Raw genomic sequence first — 21180 nt, 5'->3', positions numbered from 1 at the left:
ATACATTTATATACGCGCATGTACATAGCCGACGGACCAGTCCGGACTTAGCCTTAAGTCTAGTTCAACATTTAGACTAAAGTTTGTTTTCTATTACTGGAATATACAGTAAGATGAGAGGACAATATTCCCCTACGGAAAGGAACGCGATCATGACGCCTAAAAAGGATGTTTATATTGTGCTCACCGGAACGGGTACGGCCTTCAGCGGTGTCATCAGCTGGTTCACCAAAGCCGATCTGAATCATGCCTCGATTGCCTTCGACAGTAGCCTTAGTGAAGTGTATAGCTTTGGTCGCAAAAAAGCGCATAATCCCTTCATCGCCGGACTGATCCAGGAGGATTTCACCGATCCCTTCTATAAAAGCACGGACTGCGCCATCTACCTCCTGCGGGTGAGCCCCGAGGATTATGACGCCATGCATAATCATGTGACCGGCATGATGCAGAACCAGGAACGATATAAATACCATCTGCTTGGACTGATCGGCGTGCTGTTCAATATTAAGTTCGACCGGGAAGATGCCTACTTCTGCTCTCATTTCGTAGCGTCCCTATTCGAGAAGCTGGAGTCCCGGCCGGTAGACAAGCCGTCCTGCTTCGTCACTCCTGAAGATTTCGCCGCCTCCTTGTACGCCTACAAAATCTACAGCGGCAAGCTCCCGTATTATCTGAACCGGGTGAACCGGCCGACGGCACGCACGATGTCCCCTTCGGGACATCCAGCCTTAGCGGTGAGCTCATCCGGGGTTACATCGCATATTAGTTGAGTGAGAATGCAAAAACCGCCCTGACCTTCAGCGGACACAGACAGCATAATGCTGAAGGTGCCGGATGAAGATCGGGCGGTTTTTTCTGATCACAATGATTCTAGAATCCGTCACTCCTAAATTAACATCGTACTTAATGTGTTCTATGAGTCTTCGTAACTTCCCAGATGCTATCCTTAATTTTCACGGCAACGACAGTCGTTTTCACAATTCCGTTGGAGTAGTTAACTGTAAAAAGAAAGCTGTAATTCCCGTCAGGCAGATCATCGAAATTGTCCCGCCACATGGACCCCGACCAGTTCAGTCCCCCGGAAGGTGTATTAACAAGATCAACTGTGATCCCTTGGCCTGTCAAACTTACCGTTACCCGCTGGGCTTTGTCCCACGAGGTGCTGGTGTTGGTTACACCCGAAGAAAGTATAAACTCTTCCCCCGCCCAAAAAGTATCCGCCGTTCTTGGGTTGCCAGGATTCTCGTTATTGTAAGTCATACGGTTAGATTCCCATTGCGGAGTATGCGACACCATTCCGGTAATTCCAAGCGGTGCCACCTGAAAAGTTCCGTTTAAAACTACAGGCGCTGCCTTCCCATCATTTAAAGTCTGCGTTACCGTATAGGTTCCCACTTTATTTGCAACGAGGGTTGGACCGCCTGTGGTAGGGTATGGATAACTCCAGCTATAGTTCTTATTCAGAACAACCGCTCCGTCCGGATCTTTGACCGTGTAATTCACACTCAGAGTATCATGCTCGTTGTCGTTGATTCCAACCGGATCAATATGGACCGTATCCCCTTCAAACTTCGGCATCAACGTATTGTTGCTGTCGTAGGTGTAGGTTTTGAAAGAACCCGTTGGCGGCGTATTATGCGTTACCCGGATCGGCACATTCACCGACTCAGACTTCCCACTCGGATTGGTCGCTGTATAACGTATGGTATAATTGCCGTCCGGAATGTTGGGAACTGCGGCCATATTGAAGTTCCATGTTTTGCCGCCTGCGCCTCCGGTTGCGCTCAAGGATACCGTCTGCGCATAGCTGGTCCCGTAAAATAATGTAGCTGTCGCAGATGACGGATACTTCGTTGTTGTCCCCGTTAATGTAACGGGATATCCTACCACCACAAGCGCATTGGAAGCTGGTGCGGTTGGGATCAAGTTGATGGGGGTGAAGACATTGACCGAATGATCATTATACGCATACGTACCTCCGACCGATCCGTTTGCCTGAATTCGGAAATTATAAGTTCCATCCGGCGTAGTATCCGGAATCAGCATTCCGATAACATCTGCCCAAGTGATATCTGATCCTGTTTTAGTCCCGGTAAAGTAAGGTATGGTCTTGTTAATCATTCCTCCACCAGGCGGCATCTGTAAGGAAAGTGACAGCGAGTACGGATAACGTGTCCACAAGTCATAAGCTGTCAGCTTCTCACTGGCCGGAATACCTAAGGTAAGTGAAAACGCTGAATCCTGTGCCTTCAGCTTGGATTTGAGCTGAGGTGGCGGTGTAGCCGCCAGAGTAAAATCCATGATGAATGGATCTGACCATGCACCTTCCACATCTTTGACCAGATATTCTAAATGGTACGTGCCTGCAGCTAATTGATCAGGAATTTTAAAGTATGTCTCGCCGCCAAAAGTAAATTTGATTTTACGGTCTACAATACCCTTTTTCACCGGATCACTGATGTTGTGGTCTAAGTCATAGGACAGGTCCACCCAACTTGTCAGATAAGTCGATGAATTCGAATCATACGTCCAATCTAAATCGGCTTGAGCTATCGGCTTGCGGTGTACCAGGACAATGGTTTCTGATTCATTCGAATAATAGCTGTATGATGCAAACTTGGGATCTGGGCTTGGCTGATCCTTAATTCTTCGGAGAATCCGATATTCACCAGTCATGGCGAAGCTATTTCGAAGTGTTTCATTCCCCCATTTCACGGGATTGTACTCATTGGCCGCAAAGGCTGCATGGCCCATTGGATTATCGAAATGGTTCTCGTCATGAATGTACATCGTCTGCCGTTGAACGATAGGATCTGATTCCGGATCTGTTTCATCCGTAAGCATCTGGAATGTTTCACCCACCATTACCGTTTGTGATGCCGTCGGCGGGTTAAGAGTCGAAATGTAATCCACGGCGCTTTGAATGATATCTTCAATCGGCTGCCCCGTGTTCTCAATGAAATGATCATATCCCGTTTGGGTTTTGATACCTGGCTTGCCCACAAGTATGATCCGGGCATCGGTTAACCCTTTCACCTTATTAAAATCGCCCAGCTCATTGATCGTATCATCGGAAATATAGATGACGAACTTATTAGAGGTTGCCCTGACAAACGGATTAACAAGGGGCTGCCGGACGTCTTTGAACATGGTGCCGGAATAAGTACCATACCAATTGCTGACCCACTGGATGTTAGGTACCCAAACCGTCTTAAAGGTTGTGTTCACCCATCTCTCTCTTGTAATAGTCGTTTCGTTTCCTTCAGAATCACAATGTCCACCATGACTATATTCAATTCCACGAATGACAGCATAACACCATGGTTCTTGATAACTTTCATTATGTCCTGGAACATCTACGACGGTTTGATTGGATCCAAAGTCATAGTAAGAGCCATTGTCCGATACACTCTGTAGATTCAAGGTTCCTGAGTAACCACCGGCACTATGACTATAGGTTGTCGATGGATAGCCTCCGGTATTCACGGTTGTCGCTGCCGGCTGCGAGAATGTATAGGTGTGCATGTCCCAGGCATTGACGGTTGGATCCGCACCCTTTAGCCGCAACTGATTATTGATTGTTACTGCGTTTCCTTTGACATAATCGATTTTGCTCTGCGTTAAGTTCTTGTCCAGAAGGAAGAACGTATCCACAGTTTGGCGAACCGTAGGGATATCGGTGTAAATATCCGAATAAGGAACATAGTTATCGATCTCAAACTCGAACTGCTGTGTCGTGCTTCTCTTATCCGCTGCCGTAATGTATTCAGGTAGGGTTTCTTGCCCAAACTCTTCATCGACTATCACCACAATCCGGTATTTCCCCAGCTTGTTCGATAGAGGTTTGTACTCCGACAACGGAGTGCTGAAGGTATCAATCAGCTGCGAATACGTCTCGTCATTATTAACATCATAATAGACTTTAAAATTCGTATTCGTAACGGTGTCCTTATCGGTACTTACTGCATCGAGGAGCATGGAAACCCCCTCACCTCTACCAATCTGACTGGAATACGGATAGAAGACAACGGCCGGATTGAAGTCTGGTAAGACGCTGAACGGCAGCACATAAGGATCAGATGTTCGGCCTAACGCGTTGGTAACGGTTAAGGTCAGAACATATTCTCCCGGTTTCTTATACAGGAACTCCTTATGATCATCCCCGTCCTCGCCCATCCTTCGTTCACTATCGCTTGAACCGTCTGTAGCAGACCAAGACCAGGAACTGCTCACGATTGGATAAGTGGCCTGAACAAATGGATCATTGGCGTTCGGATCCCGTGAAGTGTTATCGACGCTCATTTTACGGTTTTCCTTAAAGGTGTCCCCGAAGAGTTTGAATTGAGCTCTTGGCTTCGTATCGTGAACAAGAACAATTCTGTAAGTGTCACAGCCATTCGCACCATTCTTGTCCTCACCCGGGATTGGTGTCCATCTCATGGATACAGTGACTAGACCGTCCTTGTCATCCCCAAAGACATAGCCCCCGTTATAGAATAAGTCCGCGTCGACCTCTACACCATCAACCCAGACTTGCCGATTGGCAATCCGTGAAAGATCCGTATTATCCATAGCTCCGTATTCCACGATATCAAACGCATCATTTGGAATATTGGCTACACACGCAACTGGAGGTGGACCACCAATACCAGGAGGATATTCCGTAATTTTCGGATCGGGAATATCCGGAGGCGGTTTCTCCCCCAATGTGACAGGATAGTGGTAAGTGTCTTGTGATGATAATTGTGGATTAGATTTAAATTTCGTAGTTACGGTTAGTACAAAATCAATGATATCATCTTTCTTCAAAACGCCTTTCTCAAGCGGTACATCAATATTAGAGAGAGCTATCATGCCCTGATTTTGAAACGAAACGTCTCCGCTCACTTGGGATGTGAAAGTTTTGACTGGAATCAGTTTTTGTCCCTTATAAGAGTATTCAAGCTTCAGAGTCCATTCACTGACATCACTCCGGGTATAATGTTGTGTCTTGAGATAGCGGTCATTGAAATATTTTGAATCTTGCAATGTCCCTTTGAGGTTAAGATTCCAAACCCAATTTGATCCAAGGTCATTTAGGTCTGTGGTTGTAATATTCGTGGGTATGATTTCAGCTACAACATCTGTTTTCTCCTTGCTATTTAGTTGATCAATCCCAAAGGATTGATACCAAATATCCCCGTTTTTCTTTAAATGCCACATGCGCCCCTGGCCATCGGCCCATACGGTAGGGTCTTGTTCGACATACATGTAGTCGAACAAGTTTTTGTCTTCTTTATTCTTGTCCTGATTCTTAGCAGTATTTCTAACCTGTAGACCATCCACCTTAATAACTTTATTGACATCCCGTACCGCTGGATCTCCGCTTTGATATATCTCTAGTGGAGAATTGTATTTTCCTAGAAGCATAGGAGAAAATCTCGTTGGTTTATCTGCCCGGCCTGCGATTAAACTTGTAGCATCCCATGGCCGGTAAATCCAATCGCGCGTATTGGGATCTGTTCCCTTTGGAGAATCATTAATAAAGTACATATTGCTGTAAAGCGTATTATTCTTATCCCAGCCGTAATATCTGTACTCTCCCTTTACCCCATTTTGGCTAAAGTAAGGGTGTGGCGCTACGGTATCAGTTCTTACTTCACCATATTTGTCTTGCCAGCCCTTTTTGAAATCACCCTCCGTATTGGCTTGAAGAACATCTCCATATGCAATAATTCCAAGATCGTCATACAATTTTTTATTCCAGACCTTCGCCCCTTTATTACAAATCGGAAACTCTGGTGGAGGAGATAGGTAATTGTATTTCTCGATACACTGTTGTACCGTCATCGCTGCCCCTTCGGCTACTTCAGCATTAACCGGAAATAATGAAATAATGAAAGATGCTATTAAGATAAGTGAGAGTAATCGACTTTTTCTTCGACTATAAATCATTCATTATCCCTCTTATTTTTTGTCTGAGTATGCAGAGATTCCGATAGATAACATGCCTGTACCAGTGGAAGAAATGATAACCTGGCGATTTTCAAATATTTTGTCATACTCCGGATAGCCGCCGGCTTGATCAAGCTTCACACTCTTATCGATTAACTGCTTCACTGCTGATTTATCTTTAAATACCAAATCCAAGAAGAGATCCACTGTATGTGAAGATCTAGAAACACTATCTTTATTAGTATTAATTAAAAGGGTATAGACATTTCCATCAAAACCAATCCTTAAATCAAAATATATAGTTTTATCCCAAACGTTATCTATAAAATAATACATTTGTTCCATATGTCTATCTGCGTTTTCCAAAGAGCTATAGTAATTAAGAGTACCAAAAAAATTTCGAGTTACTCCTGAGTAATTTTTCTGATCTACTTTAAGCCCATCATATACTGTCTTCATATCCCAATTAGAAAATACAAAAGGTGTTGTGCTGTATCCAGAAACATTGACAGTAGCATACGGAATTTTAGACATGTCTATCTTTTGTGGATTTCTTGCTTCAGTATTGTTCAAAACATAGGTTATCTTTGCGGCCTCTGCTCTGGAGATTAACGATTTGGGATTAAAATATCTTCCTGCATTACCCACCATTATTCCGCGAAGAGCAACTTTAGCTGAAGCAATTTGAAAACCTACACCTATTTTTGAATAATCTTTAAACAGAACAGGACCGGCCTTTTCTGCATAACTATCCACTAGAGTACCGTGGAGATAATTATCTAGGTGGTTAATAATGTCTGCAGCTCTTTCACGCGTCAACTTTTCATCGTATCTTTCTTCATATTGATCACGGATAATGTACAGCATCTTTGCTGTATTTACATAATTGATATACCAGGCTTGTCCTTTACCCCCAGCATCAAACGAAATGGAACTATCAAGAAAAGATCTTTTATTCCATTCTGGCATTAAATTAAGCGTAGATTCAGACCATCCAATCTTCCCGTTCCCATCCTTTTCCGTCATGGACAGAAGCACCATTTTCAAAAACTGTGCTACCGTTACCGGATCATTAGGCTTAAATACGTTGTTTCCAGTACCAGAAAGGTATCCCTTCTGAACGCCCTCCATTATTGTTGTGTAGGCCCAATGGGTCTTAGGTACATCTTTAAAGGTTGCTGCTTCTGCAGCTACCGTCAGAGTGTTGGAAGAAATAACACTCATAGCAATCATCCCAACTGTAAGAGCTGGAATGATTATTGCTCTTTTTAACATTTTTAGCATGTAAAAAACCTCCTGTACTCTTCTTTTATTATCAGACGCTGGAGAAAGACTGGTTAACCAAACAACTACTTCTCCGGAAACAACATGATCCATAATTAATTTTATGTCTCCGGATCAAACTGCTCAGCGTCGACCTTCATAATCTCGGTTGCTTTTAATGCTGCTATTGCTAGCCTTTCACCCTAAGGATAATACCGTATAAGATTCTCCTGAATGGCCGGAACCCGGATGGGTTCCTGCACCTTGCTCCGGGCAACCAGCACCGGATGTGCCGTCTCGATAACAGCGACGACCGATGGCCCTTTCACATATTTAACGATCCCATAGTCGCTGTCTTCATAGAGCATAGGAAACGTATAGCCTGCAGATTCATCCAACACCGTGAATTTCACAATCCTGACTTGCTGGTGAAGCCTGCTTCCGGGTAGAGGAGAAAGTCCGGCATCCAGCCCCAAATTCAGCTGCAGCGATTCCAAAAAAGTGGTATAGGCCTCTGCGGAATCAATAAGAAACTGGCCTTCAGACAACGCCTGCTCATCCACCTCCAAAGCCGCATCATGTACGGCGATGTTGTTAGCATCCTTCAGCAGGCTACGGACGACGTCCCATTCCTGATTCTGGACCTGAAAAAACCAGGAATAAATAAAAACAAGCAGCACAAAAGCTAACTTTATAATGTAATCCATTGGTTTAGGCTCATCCCTTAATCAATCGAGATATTCACTCATAATGACTCCATGACCGTAGTAATGTGCGGGCTGTGACTCCCCTGAAAAATTGTACGGGAACATGTTCACTCTCGGCGCCTTAATGTAGACGTCTATCCGGGTTTTTCGCTCCTGCACGAGTTCACTGCCGCTGGTAATTTCAATGGAAGAGCCGGAAAACCCGATAGCCTGCAGATTAGCAATCACTTCATTCCGCATGGAAGCCGTGACCATCCCCTCCGTAGCCGCTTTTTGCGTGATATAGGAGGTGTTGGCCTTGACCTGAAGGTCCAGCAGATAATCAATATAGGTGAAGATTGGCTGCAAAATAATAAAAAGCACAAGCCACATGAACAATGCCCGGAGAACCGTCGCTTTCAATGGATGTCCCCCTCTAGTACTGCTCGATTTGTTTCGTGTGGGTAATAATATCGTCCTGACTGCTGCCGATGATATGGGTTGCTGCTGAAATGAAAATACCCGCGATGACAAAACCGATGGCTAGAAACATAGCAACCGAGATGGAATCCTTCTTCATGCCGCTTCTCCTTGAATCCCGTCTGATACCAGAAGTGCCGGGTGACCATTCCCGCTAGGCAGAGTATGGTATGCTGCCGGGATATCTGGTCTGTTATCATCCGCATCACCAATAACATCCCTGACCACCGGAATCAGAATAGCGATGACAATCGCAACACAAAGGAATCCAATAGCGATAAACAACCCTGTAGAAATAGCGTCTCTTTTCATTGTTAATATCTCCCTTTTCATTTTATATTTTTATAGAATTCTTGAATATGACATTATTTTATTGAAATAGAGCAATTCCATTAAAATTCCCCTTAATAAGCATGATGTACTGCATCGCCAGTGAGACAATCATCAGAAAAGTGGCTATCGATGGAATGACATTGATGATCGTGGAGAGATCCCCGATAAAAGACCATTTTTTCAAGTATTGGTCACTTGAGATTTTGGAGATGATCTTGCCTTGCTCACGCAAATAGCGGGCCGCTTCCGTATCATCGTCCATTCCTTCGGTAGCGAGTAGAATCGAGCGGATATCATTGATAAACACATGGTTATCCGGAAACCTTCCGCAAAACCATTCAATAGCCCTCTCCGTTCCCTCATCCACAGACCGTTCCGATAGCTCATACAGATCCTGGCGAATAAACTGAAAATGCCCGGCAGTCCCTGCGCAAAAAGCACCAAATTGCATGTACCCGTGCCTCCGCAGGCGGTTATTCTCATATAGCCGGATGAAGGAGATCAGCTCGCCATCTTTTTCAATCTTTGATTTCTGATGGAGCCATGCCAGCACCCACCCAAAGGGCAGAAACCGGGATGGACTGCTGACTACAAGAATAAGCCCGCTGATTAGGACGTCATATCCGGAAAGATGATCTCGCCTGAGGTATGCGCCTGCTGCCTGCAATGTGAAATAGAGCAATGCCGCGAGATAACGGAACATCGTGACCTTCCGGGCAGAAATGGACAATCCGCATTGGATGAGCAGCTGCTGCAGCCGTTCATTCCCTGGACGGTTTCCAAGGCTGCCCCACCTGAACCCCAACCGCAGAAGATAACGCTCCTGCCGGGTACTGCTGCTGATAAATACGAGCAGGGCCAGATACACAACACCGCCAACCGCGATTAACAACAATAACCTATCCATCATTCACCTCCTTAATGGTAATCCAGCTTAGGTCTTGCAAGAATCGTACTGATAACAAAAGAAACAAATAGACCTGACAGAATAACTGCCAAAAAGGATAATCCGATGGACGTCTGAAATTGCAGCTTAAAGTACACATCCGGCTTCAGCATATAGATAAAGGTCCCTACCGAAGAAATCAGCACCACAAGGTTACCGTATAGCCCGAGACTAATCGCATCCCTGCTAACCGCCTTTACCGTCAAAATCGTCTCTCTTTGCTGCTCCATCGAGCGGTTGAGCATAAGCAATGAGTTTTTTAAGTACAGGGTGCCTTCCTTCTCCGAGTACAGCAGATCTGAAACGAACTCAACGGAAAAGGTAGTGCCTATCGCCCGCGAGAAACGTCCGGCTTCTCTTTGCAGTTCTTGCTCATTGCTATAATTTCCGAAGGCGGCCCCTAGCAGACGGAGCGGTATTTTCAAGACATTATCTGTTGCCAGAAAATCAGCCGTTTTGAGCAATAGCTCGTCCACCGGCAAATGAGTGAATTTCGCAGAGATTTTAATGACATCAAGCAAGTCATAGCTGCCTTTGACCTTCCGCTGCGCGTAGACATATCTCATACGAAAATAGGGAATGGTCGCTGAAACAATTGCAACGAATAAGGGAAAGTGCCATGACTGCGCAGAAGCTGAACTTTCATTCAGATTCACCCCCTCCAGAAAGGGATTATGGAACGCCAGATGACCCGGAAGCTCACGCAAGGTCAACATCCCCGATAGAAAAATGGCTGCAAACAGGATCAGGGTCCGCAGTGTAAATTGCATAACGCTGATGCCCGGCTCATATTTCCGATGTACGAAATAGAGAAGGTTGTCGAGGTGCCGGTACAGCCAAGAGCCATTATTGACGTTACTGACCTTGTTGCCGAAGACACGCATACCCCGATTGAATCTGAAATCAAGCTTTTGCCCAAAATGACGCAGACCCCGCTCGATCAGCGGCTGAACCAGCATCCAAAGCCCGCCTATAATCAATAAATGCAGTGCAAACCGCGTGATATATAGCATCAACTCCAATTCTTCACCTCCTTATTCATTAAGGACAATCCGTGATTTCAAGCTTTCCTTCAATGGATTCCCCAACGGCTTCAATCTGGCAAGCCTCTCGATTTCCTTACAAAAGTGTCCGTAGGCCGCAGCGTTTTTCTTGTTCATTTTGAGCTGCAGTCCCTCCGTCAATTGATCATTATAAGTCCATCCTGACTTCTCCTCATCCCAGCGCATAAGATCATTCGCAAACACTGAATTACGTGCGTCGTCATAAAAAACCTCGGAGATTCGCGTCAGCCGCTTCTTTCCTTCCTGCACACTTTCCAGAATAAATACCAGTTCACAGGCCTTCAGCGCAGAGATCAGATGGCCTTTTAGACTACCACCTACCCTTGTTGATACCGCGAAAGCGCCCTGATAGGGAATGTCTTCAGCATCCACTGTATGAAAGGTGCCGGTAATACCGTCATATCCTTTTTCTCCACTCCATAAATAGAATTCCCATTCGTTGTAACGCATTTCGGTCATATAGAGAATGTTCGGATCATGGCGCAGCGACTCCACACCAACCTCCATCAATTCTTCATTGGCAGCTTGAATCGGAATAATCCGGTGGCCCTTAATCTGATACGGCAAAATCGATTCCGGATGCTTCTCAATCATCACCACACCCATGCATGAGGTCGAACCGAGAAGCTGCTCCCCGACAATGGTATTGGCAAAGGTTGTTTTTCCCGATCCGACTGCACCTGCGATCACCGTATTGCGGAATGTCCCCGATAACGCCCGGATCATCTCCACGGCCTCCGGAGGAATACACCCTGTACCTGCCTGATCCTCCAGATCCAGAAACTCCACAACCTGGCGCCGCAGGGAGATTGTCGTGAAACCATCCCACACCCGGGGAGAGACCCAAATAGCCAAGCGAATGAAGCGTCCGGGCCACAGCGGATCATCCATTTTGAATTCTACGGAGGGGTTGTCCTTATTCAGCTTTTTATTATGGTCACTTTTCAAAAGAGAACGTTTTAGCTGCTCGACCCGGTCCAGTGACGGCATCTCATAGGGATAAGCAACGAATCTTCCTTGATGGTTATAGAAAATCTGCCGCCCAATAATCTGCAGCCCTGTGGATTCGCTAAAAGCACGGTCTGTAAACCAGCGGTAAGCCGGACCAAATCCTTTCCACTCATGAAAAAGCGCCTCAGCAATCGTATGATAAGCTTCCGGGACCTTGCCGGTGTATGGATTCTTCCGCAAATATCTCTCGATTTGATTCATAAAATAGCCGACCGCCCGGGGTTCACCAACCAGCGCCTTCGCATTCAGTTCAAAATAATTATCATCTTCCCGCTCAAGTCCGGCATTCATATCACTCTTCATCTGCTGCAAAAAGAGTTTGAACTCCTCTTTACCAGGCTTACTATGCCGCAGCAGACTCTGTTTAAGCGAGAATAAAGGAATGGGTGAAGACTCATTCTCCTCTACCAAGCCATTGGCCGCTGCAATATTTCCTCTCATTAGTGGGGCTTGGAGTCTATTCATAGAAACATGCCTTTCTTTCTGGTTTCAGGGGCCAGTCCCAAAGCAACCAGCAGAGATTGAATTTTGTCATCCAGTAGTTGAAGCTCTTTTTTGCCAAGAGGTAAACTTTCCTGAAAAGGCGGATAATAGGGAAGCTCTAGTAATATTTCGCTGCCAAAGCGCAGAGCCAGGTTTTTGGGAGAAAGTATCTCCTCCACATTGCTGCGATTGATAATGAAAGAAAAATCATGCGGATGCAGGTCCAGCTGGCCAGCCAGCTCCATCAGCGGCTCCAGCCGATATTCATGTTTCGGGTGAGTAATAAGCATTCGCACTGCTGATTGTTGCATTCCTACGTACCAAGCGGCACTTTCAGGAATCGAGCCAAAATCAGCAACCACCACATCCGCATGTTCTGCTGCCCGGGCCAGCAAGTATTGGATCTCGTCCTCCTGGTATTCCTGTGCACTTAAATAGTCATAGTTGCCAGGCAGGTATAGATATCCGTCCTGCTTAATGAATCCGGCAAAATCTTCAGCATGGAGCATTTTACCCGTCATCCTCGGGCGCAGCCGGTCCAGGCTTACTGCAGCCAATCGGTCATAACCGGGATCATATACATCCAGACCAAGTAAGATTACACGTTGCCCGGCAGAGGCAATTCGTTTCGCGAACAGCTTAGCCGTGCTGGTGCAGCCGATGCCAGGACCGGACCCGAAGAATCCGATGAGATTGGTCCTTTCCTGTCCGTCCTCTACCAGAATAAATTGCAGCTTCTCGATTATGGATAAGGAAGTCGAACGGGGAGGGAGAAAGTAAATGCCGAGCCGTTCACAACTCATATGTACAGCATGGTAACCCCCGACCCCTTTCCGTAAATACAGATACAATATTGTCGTGTTCGCAAATCGTGAGCGGAGGCTGGCGAGCTCCTGCACAGGGATTTGATCACTTGTAACGATAAGCAGCTGGCCGTCCATCTGCTCAGGTTCTGGCAGTAAAGTTTGTGTGATTACAGGATATCCGGCATTTTTGATATCATTTACACTCAACTGATCCAAGCCCAGACTGAATATTTTCAATGTAAAACCTCCTTATTCGACTCGCACAATCCAGAGCTTGAAGCCCTGTTCCAGGTATTGCTTAAGCTGCTGCCCGTCGCTCTTTCTCAGCTTTAGCTCAGGAGAAGCAACCTTACCGGTAGAAGTAAATCGATTGTTGTTATTGCCTGACTCCGAATCGAGAACATCATTGTTATCCTCTGTGCGTACATAATTGACTGTTATCCCGGATAGAAATGCGGTCGATATCACCGGATTGCGCGAACCAGATGCCCCCTGCAGATTTGCAGAATCACTAGAATCCAAGGAGTTGTCATTGTCAGTTATGCTGCCCTGACGCTCACTGGCGTTACCTCTTTGTTCTCCTTCGACCAGATAAATATCAACCCTATCTCTGCTGCGCAGCGATCCGTTGATTCCATAGATAGCTTCTTTAGGGATTGGGAAGATCCCCTCATCATCTGAAGGCTCCAAATCACTTACATCCACAAGGGATTCTGTCAAAATACTACCGTTCGATAGATTAACATTCGTTACCTTATGCTCAACCTGTGAGATTCTGGTGATAGCCTCCGCCGGGATGTCCTTGCTCTGAACGGAATCCAGATAGAGATCCCCGGGTTGTAATTCGTGATTCTTGGGCAGCAGTTGCCCATCGGCAACCTTGATCTTCACTACCGTTTGAGACAGGACATAAGGCTTAAAGTAAAGGTCATAGCCTAGTAATCCGCCGAAGCCGGTGATCAGAATTAAAAAAGCAAAGAAATAATTACGTTTTAGCAGGGATTTTCGCTGAAAAGACAATCTGCCGCCTCCTTTAAAAGCTTAATTTTTCGATTTTAGGCACAACAAAACGCACTTTGGCCTGTTCATCCAAAATGCTGGTAAAATGCTTTTTTACCTGAGATTAAAGAGTATGGGATTATGAGAGGTTTGTCGAAGTTAGAAGTTCTGAGGTGATGGCAACCCCGGTGAGAATGTCTTAGTTAAGATCATCTTCTCACCGTAGTTGTCCGTAGAGATTTAGTTGAAGACTACTGTTTTATTCTGATGGACCAGAATACGGTCCTCGATATGCCATTTCACGGCTCTCGCCAGCACAACACGCTCAATCGTTCTGCCGATACGCTTCAGCTCCGTCACATCGTCACTGTGGCTGACACGCTGCACGTCCTGCTCAATGATGGGACCACCATCCAGCTCCTCGGTGACATAATGGGCGGTGGCGCCGATAATCTTCACCCCGCGCTGATAAGCCTGGGCATACGGTTTCCCGCCAACAAATGCTGGAAGAAAAGAATGGTGGATGTTAATGATCCGGTGGCGGTAGTACTCGATAAAGGATGGAGAAATAATCTGCATATACCGAGCTAATATAATGACATCGATATCGCTGCCGATCACTTCAAGCTGCCGCTGTTCCGCCTCTGCCTTTGTATCCGCAGTAACCGGGATATGGTGATAAGGAATGCCGAAGGATTCCACATACTCTTTCATATCCAGATGGTTACTTACTACAAGAGCGATTTCGGCATCCAGATCACCGGCTTGCCACTGCCAGAGCAGCTCCACCAGACAATGATCCTCCTTCGACACGAAGATCGCCAGCTTCTTCTTATGACTTACATTGAAGATTTGCCAGTCCATCTTGAACCTTTCAGCCACTTCGCTGAACTCAGATCGTATTTCTTCGATACGCAGTTCAAGCTGAGGCAGGTCGAATTCGACTCGCATAAAAAACATTCCGCCTTCAGGGTCCATCGTATATTGGTCCGACTGAACGATGTTGGCTCCATGCTGGTACAGAAAATGCGATACGGTGGCAACAATTCCCGGTCCGTCCGGGCATGAGATAAGCATCCGGGCGCGGTTAGGGTACAGACCACCAGTAGAATGTTCTCTTTTCACGTGCAATTCCATGTTCTGAATTCCATCCTCTCGTCGGCCTATGTCAAGATACAGCGTCTAGCAAAGCGCAGTATAACCGCTTATTGTCCTGCCAGCCAGGCGATCAGCCGTTGATTAATAGCTTCCTCGCTGAGGTTCGGGAACATCGCGGATTCCGCTACGTAGTCATACAGACGTTCCAGCGGCTCGCGAGGATCTGCCTTCTTCGCTTTGGCATCGTTCTTAAGCACAGTCCATACATCCAGAACATATTGGCGCCGATCAATCTCGAGTGCTTCGAAGAAGGTTCGCAGCTCCTGAACATCAGCTAGAAACTCCGGTCCAAAGCGCTCAGCTACATTCCCGCGAAGCAAGGCGATCTCCACCTCGTACATTGGACGCTGGTTTTTGGCATCTTTTCCGATCCAAGGGGTCTCCAGAATGAAGGGCCGTCCAGCCAAAGCCGGATGATGAACTATCCGGTTGATGGCCTCGAAGCCAATCCAGCCGGAGCCTATCGGAGTATGGCGGTCTTTGGCAGCGCCGCACGGATTCTTGCTGTCATTGATATGAACAACACCGATCCGGTTCAATCCGATCGTCCGGTCGAAATGCTCCAACACTCCATCCAGATCATTGACAATATCATAACCCGCATCATGAATATGGCATGTATCAAGACAGATGGACAGCCGTTCATTATGTACGACCTTTTCAATCATCGAGGCAATTTCCTCGAAGCTGCGGCCCATCTCCGTTCCTTTACCAGCCATGGTCTCCAACGCAATATGCACTTCCGTTTCGTTCGTACCGCCGAGCACTTCATTTAGTCCATCTGCAATACGCTGAATACCGTATTCAGCATCCTTGTCCGTAAACGCGCCAGGGTGCAGCACAATATGCTTAACTCCAAAGGCATGTGTCCGGCGAATCTCCTCTTTAAGGAAATCAACTGCTAACTGATACGTACTTTCCTTATAAGAACCCAAGTTAATAATATAAGGTGCATGGACAACGATCTCCTCGACACCGTTTGCCTCCATAGCAGCCCGGCCTTCCAGAGGATATAACTCTTCAATCGGCTTGCGGCGTGTATTCTGCGGCGCTCCGGTATATATCATAAATGAACTGGAGCCGTACTCGTTCGCTTCATTGGCCGCGCTCAATAAACCTTGAGGCGAGCAGGACACATGAGAGCCTATTTTCAGCATGCGACTTCCCTCTTTCCTTCACGAATTAAACCTTATTCTATCGTGATTAAGAAAATAAATCTAGGCAAGTCCCCGGCACCTCTTTTTAGCTTCGCAAAACTTTGGAAATGAAGTATAATTTAAGCCAAAGAGAAGTTGTGACAATAATCATTGCCGAGGTGAAATGAGCATGTACATCAGAATAGGATTCACCTGGTTATCCGTCTCACCAAGCAACTGGTTTATGAACTCTATCGCTTTCTGGACCTTTTTACTTCTGGGCTCCATGTGCATCGGCGGTTACTTCATGTTCCGCAAATTCCTCAAGGTGCTCCCCAAGGCAGACGGTAAATCCAAGCTCGACTGGCAAAATTACTGGGTAGAGCGTAGCAGACCGTTATGGAGTAATGAGTCCAAAGCTTTTCTTGACCAGCTTGTCCAGCCTGTTCCCGGACCCTTTCGGGATATCGCCAAGCATTCCATCGCAGCCGAAATCGGAAAAATCGCCGTAGAGAGCCATGCACCGGAAGTCACACGTGATCACTGCATTAAAGGATATATTGCTGCCACGCCAAGACGCGACAGCCGGTTTCTGGTCAGCTTTCTGGAGAAGAACGGGATTGACTATTCCCCTTACCGTCATTTATTGAAGTAAATGTCTTAATAGCCATCCCCAAGGAGGAGTCATACCTTGAAATATGCTATATGCGGAGGATCAGGTTTTATCGGCAGGAGCTTAACTGAATACTGGTTGCATGCCGGTCATGAAGTGCTCATCATCGGCAGAACTATTCCTGTCTCCAAGAACAACCACCCCAAGCTGCAATACTCCACCTGGGACATTCTTAAAACAAATCCTGCTCAGGCTGAAGGCTGTGATGCCCTAGTTAATCTTGCAGGCTCTTCCTTGAGTCAACGGTGGTCAGCATCCGGAAAAAAAGCCATTATGAATTCCAGACTTGTAACCGTTGCCGCAGCAGCCGAGTTCTTGAAATCCTTAAAAGAGAAACCGCCCGTTGTCATCCAATCCTCCGCGGTTGCCATATACGGCACATCTCTCACAGATACCTTTGATGAATCTTCTCCGGCCCGTGTCATGGACTTCCCTTCTTCGGTTGTGAAAGAGTGGGAAGACGCCGCCGACCATGCATACAAGAATGTGCGTCTCGTCAAACTGCGTACAGGTGTTGTATTGGGCAACAAAAGTGGTGCTTTCCCCAAAATGAAACTCCCTTATCTGCTGGGTATTGGCGGCAATATCGGCAGCGGCAAGCAATGGCTGTCCTGGATTCACCTTGATGATATCATCGCCTTAATCGACTTCTGTATTGCTAGTCCAGAGGTATCAGGCCCGGTGAATGCTACAGCTCCGTCACCCGTTACCAATGAAGAATTCGGCAGAATGATCGGAAAAGTATACCATCGGCCTCACTGGCTGCCACTGCCTTCTTTTGCTATGAGAGCCGTGCTTGGAGAACTGTCTGAGATTCTACTTAAAGGACAACGCGTACTTCCTGACAAGGCGCTGGAGCATGGATTTACATTCGCCTATTCTGAACTTCAGAGAGCTTTGGAACAATTAAAATCAGAATAAAATTCATGCTGAACGAAAGATATAATTTCCTTTCACGATAGTGAAGACATCCCCGTCCTCCAGCAGGTATTCCTTATAAGGCACCATAGGTTCTCCCTTCAATAGGGTCCCGTTTCGCGAGTCCAGATCCTTGAGGATATATCCTTCCTTACCTTTCGATATTTCCGCATGGACCCTGGACACACCCTCCGATTGCTCAATATACTGCGCCACCTCTTCGGATCGTCCAATAATAAAGCTGGAACGATTCAATTCGATTTTCTCTGAATTTCCCGCTGCACCTTCTCCGCTTCTCTCCAGATAAGGAGTAGGTTCCTGCTGATGAATACCGACCTGCCCCTTAGCCAATGAAGGCTCCTCCCGAACGAGCAGCGCTGTCGGTGCAACAGGTACCGGAGTTCTGTCTGACCCTCTGCTCTTCTCCTCTAATGGCTCAGGTATACCCGATCGGAAGTCTGCTGCGGATACTGCGGGCGTGGAAATCCGCTTATCTACTGGATCAGCACTATTGCTGACCAAACTGAGATAATTCCGGACAGTGTCCGCAGTCGAGTAATCTATTTTTGCTGCCCCGGTTGACATAGACATCCCTGTTTCGGCTGCAATACGCTTACTTCCGGTACGGGTAATATCCGCCTTCCCTTCCTCTTTCAGGCCAATATCTCCCAGTCCCTTGTTCTGTGCAGACTTGCCACTCCCCAACCCTATCACTCCTTTCCAAATCAAAAGGACCAGAATAGCGGAACTGGCAGTAATTGCTGCACATAGAATCAAAGTGATCTGCTGCGGATGATTCAAATAAATAAATTTCCATAGTAGTGCATCACCCAGTAGACATGCCAGTGCAACATAAGTCTTCATACTCGAAGATTGGACGGTCGGGTCAACCTCTTCCTTAGTGCTCTCATCGGCATTTTGTTCATTTCGAAGGCCGGAATATCCGTTCATCCAAAGCGGGAATGATTCCTTATCCTCTAACTGAACAGGTAGCATACTGCGTTTATACGGCACAGTAGGTTGCTGCTCCCTGTTTGGCTCTGACTTATAAGGAGTAACCATCGATTGCTCCATCAACGGTACAGCTATTGCATATGGCGTTCTCTCCTCATCCGTAGCTTTATTGAAGCCCCCACTCCCCGTAAGGAGTTCGGCAAGCAACTCCTTAAGCCCCGTTGATGAGAAGCTTTCTTCCGAACAGTAGTACAACAGTCTCTGGACTCCGTCTCCCTTGAGCTCCGTAACCGAGGCCATCAGCGCCATGATTAGTGACTTTAAGCTTTCACCCGGCTTGACAGAAGAAGCCACACCCTCAAGTGGGATATACGTCAAAAAAACTTTGCCATACTGCAAGGACCCATCGATAAAAATATAATCCTCATGAAGTGCGTATTGCTCCGGCTGAAGCATATGCAGTTTGCCTTCCTCTATCCCCTGTGCAATTTGCAGCAATAACCCAAACAAGGTGTCCATACTAAGCTTTTCACTTTTCAGGAGATTAGAAAGCCTTTTTTTACCGGAGACCGCATATTCAAGTGTAACCATCAAATCAATTTCTTTTAGATAGAGCCGCAAATGATGAGGAATGTTCACAGCAGAGATCATTCGTAGCTGTATTCTGTTAAGCCTGCCGGAGGGCAAGCCCCCTGGCTCATCAAAAACCATGTACAACCCATCCCGCTGGACAAAATCACAGGTTAATCCGAACAAAATTCCACCTCCGTGCTAAAGATATAGGTACGCACACAAGAAACCGGGCACAACCGCCAGCATAAAAGGAAACCGCAGCATTTCCGATTCCCCTCCCCGCAGAATCTTCGGATTACGAAGTGCAATAAATCCGGCAAGCCGGCTTGCCGTTCTGCGGAAACGGGTAAATCCCTCTCGCCTGCGAACAACAATAACAAAGCCGATGATAGCCGCGAACAGTGTGGAGTATATAATGACCTGAGTTGTAAAAAGTAGTCCTGTCCATGCTCCTACCCCGGCAAAAAGCTTCACGTCTCCTGCACCAACCGCTCCGATCATATGCATAAGCAGTAAAATAATAAATCCGCCTGCGGCACCTGCTCCCGCAAAGATTAAGCCCTGCCAGCCAGCCATAACAGCTTGCACAGATAGCCCAGTGAGCAGCGCTGATACCGATATCCAGTTAGGTATTCTCATACTTCTAATGTCCGTTGCAAATGCAGCAGCTAGAAACAATGCACAGCCCCAAAATGTCCATTCATTCATCTGCAGAATTCCCCTTCCAATTGTCGTTAACAACCGTGAAGGGGACCTCTAGGGTCTGGCCGTCATCGGTCTCAGTCACAAAAGACCAAACTCCAGGTGTCGTATTGCTGCCAATCTTCCATTCCCATTTAATGTAGCCATCAGAATCCGCCTGGACCCAGCCCAAATGTTTAGCTGTGCTTTTACCGGATTTATAGAGCACGGATAAATAGGCCGATGAATTAGGTGGAATCTTAGCACGGACTACTCCCTTTTTACCGGCTATACCGGGACTTGGTTTCTCCAGGATTTCAATCGCATTTTGATTCTCATCATCATCTTGATCGGAGCCGCTGCCTCCTTCTCCGGTATCACCAATCCACACTCTTTCAATAGCCTTCGATTCCAGTACAAGCCCCTTGTTCAGGAATGGAATCTTCATCGGCAGTTCATAGCTGACCTCCAATCCGAAATAAGGCCGTCCCCCGGACTTCAGATCCGGAACTATAATGTTGGATACATGAATGTGTTCGTAATTCAAGAAATCAGATGACAGATACGGTTTCAGCATCGGCTTTACTGCCAAATCCAGAACACTTTCCGAGGCTTCCGCCTGAAGTTCCTGAAGTGGTCCTTCTCCCTTAGACAATGCCGCTTTGACCCATTCATCAAGAGGCTCCGGGAGTGACGAGACATAGCTCTCACTCCAGTCCGTCAGCGATAGGCGAGGCACCCCCCAGGTCAGAGAAGAATCTTGCCCTTCTGCTTCTCCGGTGGACGCTGCCGTGTTCGAAGATTCCGTTCCCCCTCCTGCCTGACCCTGTTCAGAAGTGCCGTTCCACTTTTGGACAGCCAATGCTGCAGGATACATATGAGAAGATACAACCTTGACTGTATCTGAAACAGTGGCTTGCAGCGCCGTGGAATACAGGGTCATTTGCACAATGGAGATCAGGAACAGAACAAACAGCAGGAACAGTGGCAATACCATTGCCGCTTCAACCGTCATACTGCCTTCAGAGTTCCCCTTCGTTGTTCTCCTGTTCCCGCAGAACTTCATGATTTTCACAATCCTT

The 21180-nt window shown here is 46.7% G+C and carries 19 protein-coding genes; 3 read left to right on the top strand and 16 right to left on the bottom strand.

Annotated elements, in window-relative coordinates; translation table 11 throughout:
• Positions 1-152 precede the first annotated feature (152 nt).
• Positions 153-770 carry a hypothetical protein gene (locus ACAN55_RS11840; protein ID WP_379132522.1) on the top strand — a complete coding sequence of 206 codons (618 nt, stop codon included), beginning with the start codon at positions 153-155 and terminating at the stop codon, positions 768-770.
• A 133-nt stretch (positions 771-903) separates the two neighbouring features.
• On the opposite strand, the gene ACAN55_RS11835 is transcribed toward ACAN55_RS11840, so the two are convergent.
• The 13 genes from ACAN55_RS11835 to ACAN55_RS11775 form a co-directional block, all read right to left on the bottom strand.
• Positions 904-5934 carry an Athe_2463 domain-containing protein gene (locus ACAN55_RS11835; RefSeq protein ID WP_379132519.1) on the bottom strand — a complete coding sequence of 1677 codons (5031 nt, stop codon included), beginning with the start codon at positions 5932-5934 and terminating at the stop codon, positions 904-906.
• Positions 5935-5946: 12 nt separating this feature from the next.
• Positions 5947-7311 carry an S-layer homology domain-containing protein gene (locus tag ACAN55_RS11830; protein ID WP_379132516.1) on the bottom strand — a complete coding sequence of 455 codons (1365 nt, stop codon included), beginning with the start codon at positions 7309-7311 and terminating at the stop codon, positions 5947-5949.
• A gap of 89 nt (positions 7312-7400) precedes the next feature.
• Positions 7401-7904 (bottom strand): hypothetical protein, encoded by a 504-nt coding sequence (locus ACAN55_RS11825; RefSeq protein WP_379132514.1) that lies wholly within the window; start codon positions 7902-7904, stop codon positions 7401-7403.
• A gap of 21 nt (positions 7905-7925) precedes the next feature.
• Positions 7926-8306: a hypothetical protein gene (locus ACAN55_RS11820; protein ID WP_379132512.1), complete on the bottom strand. Its 381-nt coding sequence runs from the start codon at positions 8304-8306 to the stop codon at positions 7926-7928.
• Positions 8307-8319: 13 nt separating this feature from the next.
• On the bottom strand, positions 8320-8463 hold the full coding sequence (locus tag ACAN55_RS11815) for a hypothetical protein (protein ID WP_379132509.1): 144 nt from the start codon (positions 8461-8463) through the stop codon (positions 8320-8322).
• Positions 8460-8675 (bottom strand): hypothetical protein, encoded by a 216-nt coding sequence (locus ACAN55_RS11810; RefSeq protein ID WP_379132507.1) that lies wholly within the window; start codon positions 8673-8675, stop codon positions 8460-8462. The genes ACAN55_RS11815 and ACAN55_RS11810 overlap by 4 nt, the downstream gene beginning before the upstream one ends.
• A 58-nt stretch (positions 8676-8733) precedes the next feature.
• Positions 8734-9603, bottom strand: coding sequence for a hypothetical protein (locus tag ACAN55_RS11805; RefSeq protein WP_379132504.1), 870 nt, complete (start codon positions 9601-9603; stop codon positions 8734-8736).
• A gap of 11 nt (positions 9604-9614) precedes the next feature.
• On the bottom strand, positions 9615-10664 hold the full coding sequence (locus ACAN55_RS11800; RefSeq protein ID WP_379132502.1) for a hypothetical protein: 1050 nt from the start codon (positions 10662-10664) through the stop codon (positions 9615-9617).
• Between the two features lie 12 nt (positions 10665-10676).
• Positions 10677-12158, bottom strand: a complete 1482-nt coding sequence (locus tag ACAN55_RS11795) for an ATPase, T2SS/T4P/T4SS family (protein WP_379132499.1) — start codon at positions 12156-12158, stop codon at positions 10677-10679.
• Positions 12159-12178: 20 nt separating this feature from the next.
• Positions 12179-13243, bottom strand: a complete 1065-nt coding sequence (locus tag ACAN55_RS11790; RefSeq protein WP_379132496.1) for a CpaE/TadZ family protein — start codon at positions 13241-13243, stop codon at positions 12179-12181.
• 12 nt (positions 13244-13255) lie between these two features.
• Positions 13256-14026, bottom strand: a complete 771-nt coding sequence (locus ACAN55_RS11785; RefSeq protein WP_379132493.1) for a CpaB family protein — start codon at positions 14024-14026, stop codon at positions 13256-13258.
• 219 nt (positions 14027-14245) lie between these two features.
• Complete coding sequence (gene purU, locus ACAN55_RS11780; RefSeq protein WP_379132491.1) at positions 14246-15142, bottom strand: formyltetrahydrofolate deformylase; 897 nt, start codon at positions 15140-15142, stop codon at positions 14246-14248.
• Between the two features lie 68 nt (positions 15143-15210).
• Complete coding sequence (locus ACAN55_RS11775) at positions 15211-16320, bottom strand: deoxyribonuclease IV (RefSeq protein ID WP_379132489.1); 1110 nt, start codon at positions 16318-16320, stop codon at positions 15211-15213.
• A 169-nt stretch (positions 16321-16489) separates the two neighbouring features.
• Between ACAN55_RS11775 and ACAN55_RS11770 the strand changes: the two genes are divergently transcribed.
• A complete protein-coding gene (locus ACAN55_RS11770; protein WP_379132486.1) occupies positions 16490-16954 on the top strand; it encodes a DUF2621 domain-containing protein in 465 nt (154 codons plus the stop codon).
• 36 nt (positions 16955-16990) lie between these two features.
• A complete protein-coding gene (locus ACAN55_RS11765; RefSeq protein WP_379132484.1) occupies positions 16991-17893 on the top strand; it encodes a TIGR01777 family oxidoreductase in 903 nt (300 codons plus the stop codon).
• A 3-nt stretch (positions 17894-17896) separates the two neighbouring features.
• On the opposite strand, the gene ACAN55_RS11760 is transcribed toward ACAN55_RS11765, so the two are convergent.
• From ACAN55_RS11760 to ACAN55_RS11750, 3 genes are read right to left on the bottom strand one after another with little or no spacing between them, the layout of a single operon-like run.
• Positions 17897-19600 (bottom strand): DUF6382 and FHA domain-containing protein, encoded by a 1704-nt coding sequence (locus ACAN55_RS11760; protein ID WP_379132481.1) that lies wholly within the window; start codon positions 19598-19600, stop codon positions 17897-17899.
• Positions 19601-19615: 15 nt separating this feature from the next.
• A complete protein-coding gene (locus tag ACAN55_RS11755) occupies positions 19616-20125 on the bottom strand; it encodes an A24 family peptidase (RefSeq protein ID WP_379132477.1) in 510 nt (169 codons plus the stop codon).
• A complete protein-coding gene (locus tag ACAN55_RS11750; protein WP_379132860.1) occupies positions 20118-21164 on the bottom strand; it encodes a TadE/TadG family type IV pilus assembly protein in 1047 nt (348 codons plus the stop codon). The genes ACAN55_RS11755 and ACAN55_RS11750 overlap by 8 nt, the downstream gene beginning before the upstream one ends.
• Between the last annotated feature and the right edge of the window lie 16 nt (positions 21165-21180).

The organism is Paenibacillus oryziterrae, from assembly GCF_042610485.1.
Lineage (GTDB): Bacteria > Bacillota > Bacilli > Paenibacillales > Paenibacillaceae > Paenibacillus_AQ.
The sequence above is the reverse complement of the archived record's forward strand: the minus strand, read 5'-3'. Positions and strand labels throughout refer to the sequence as shown.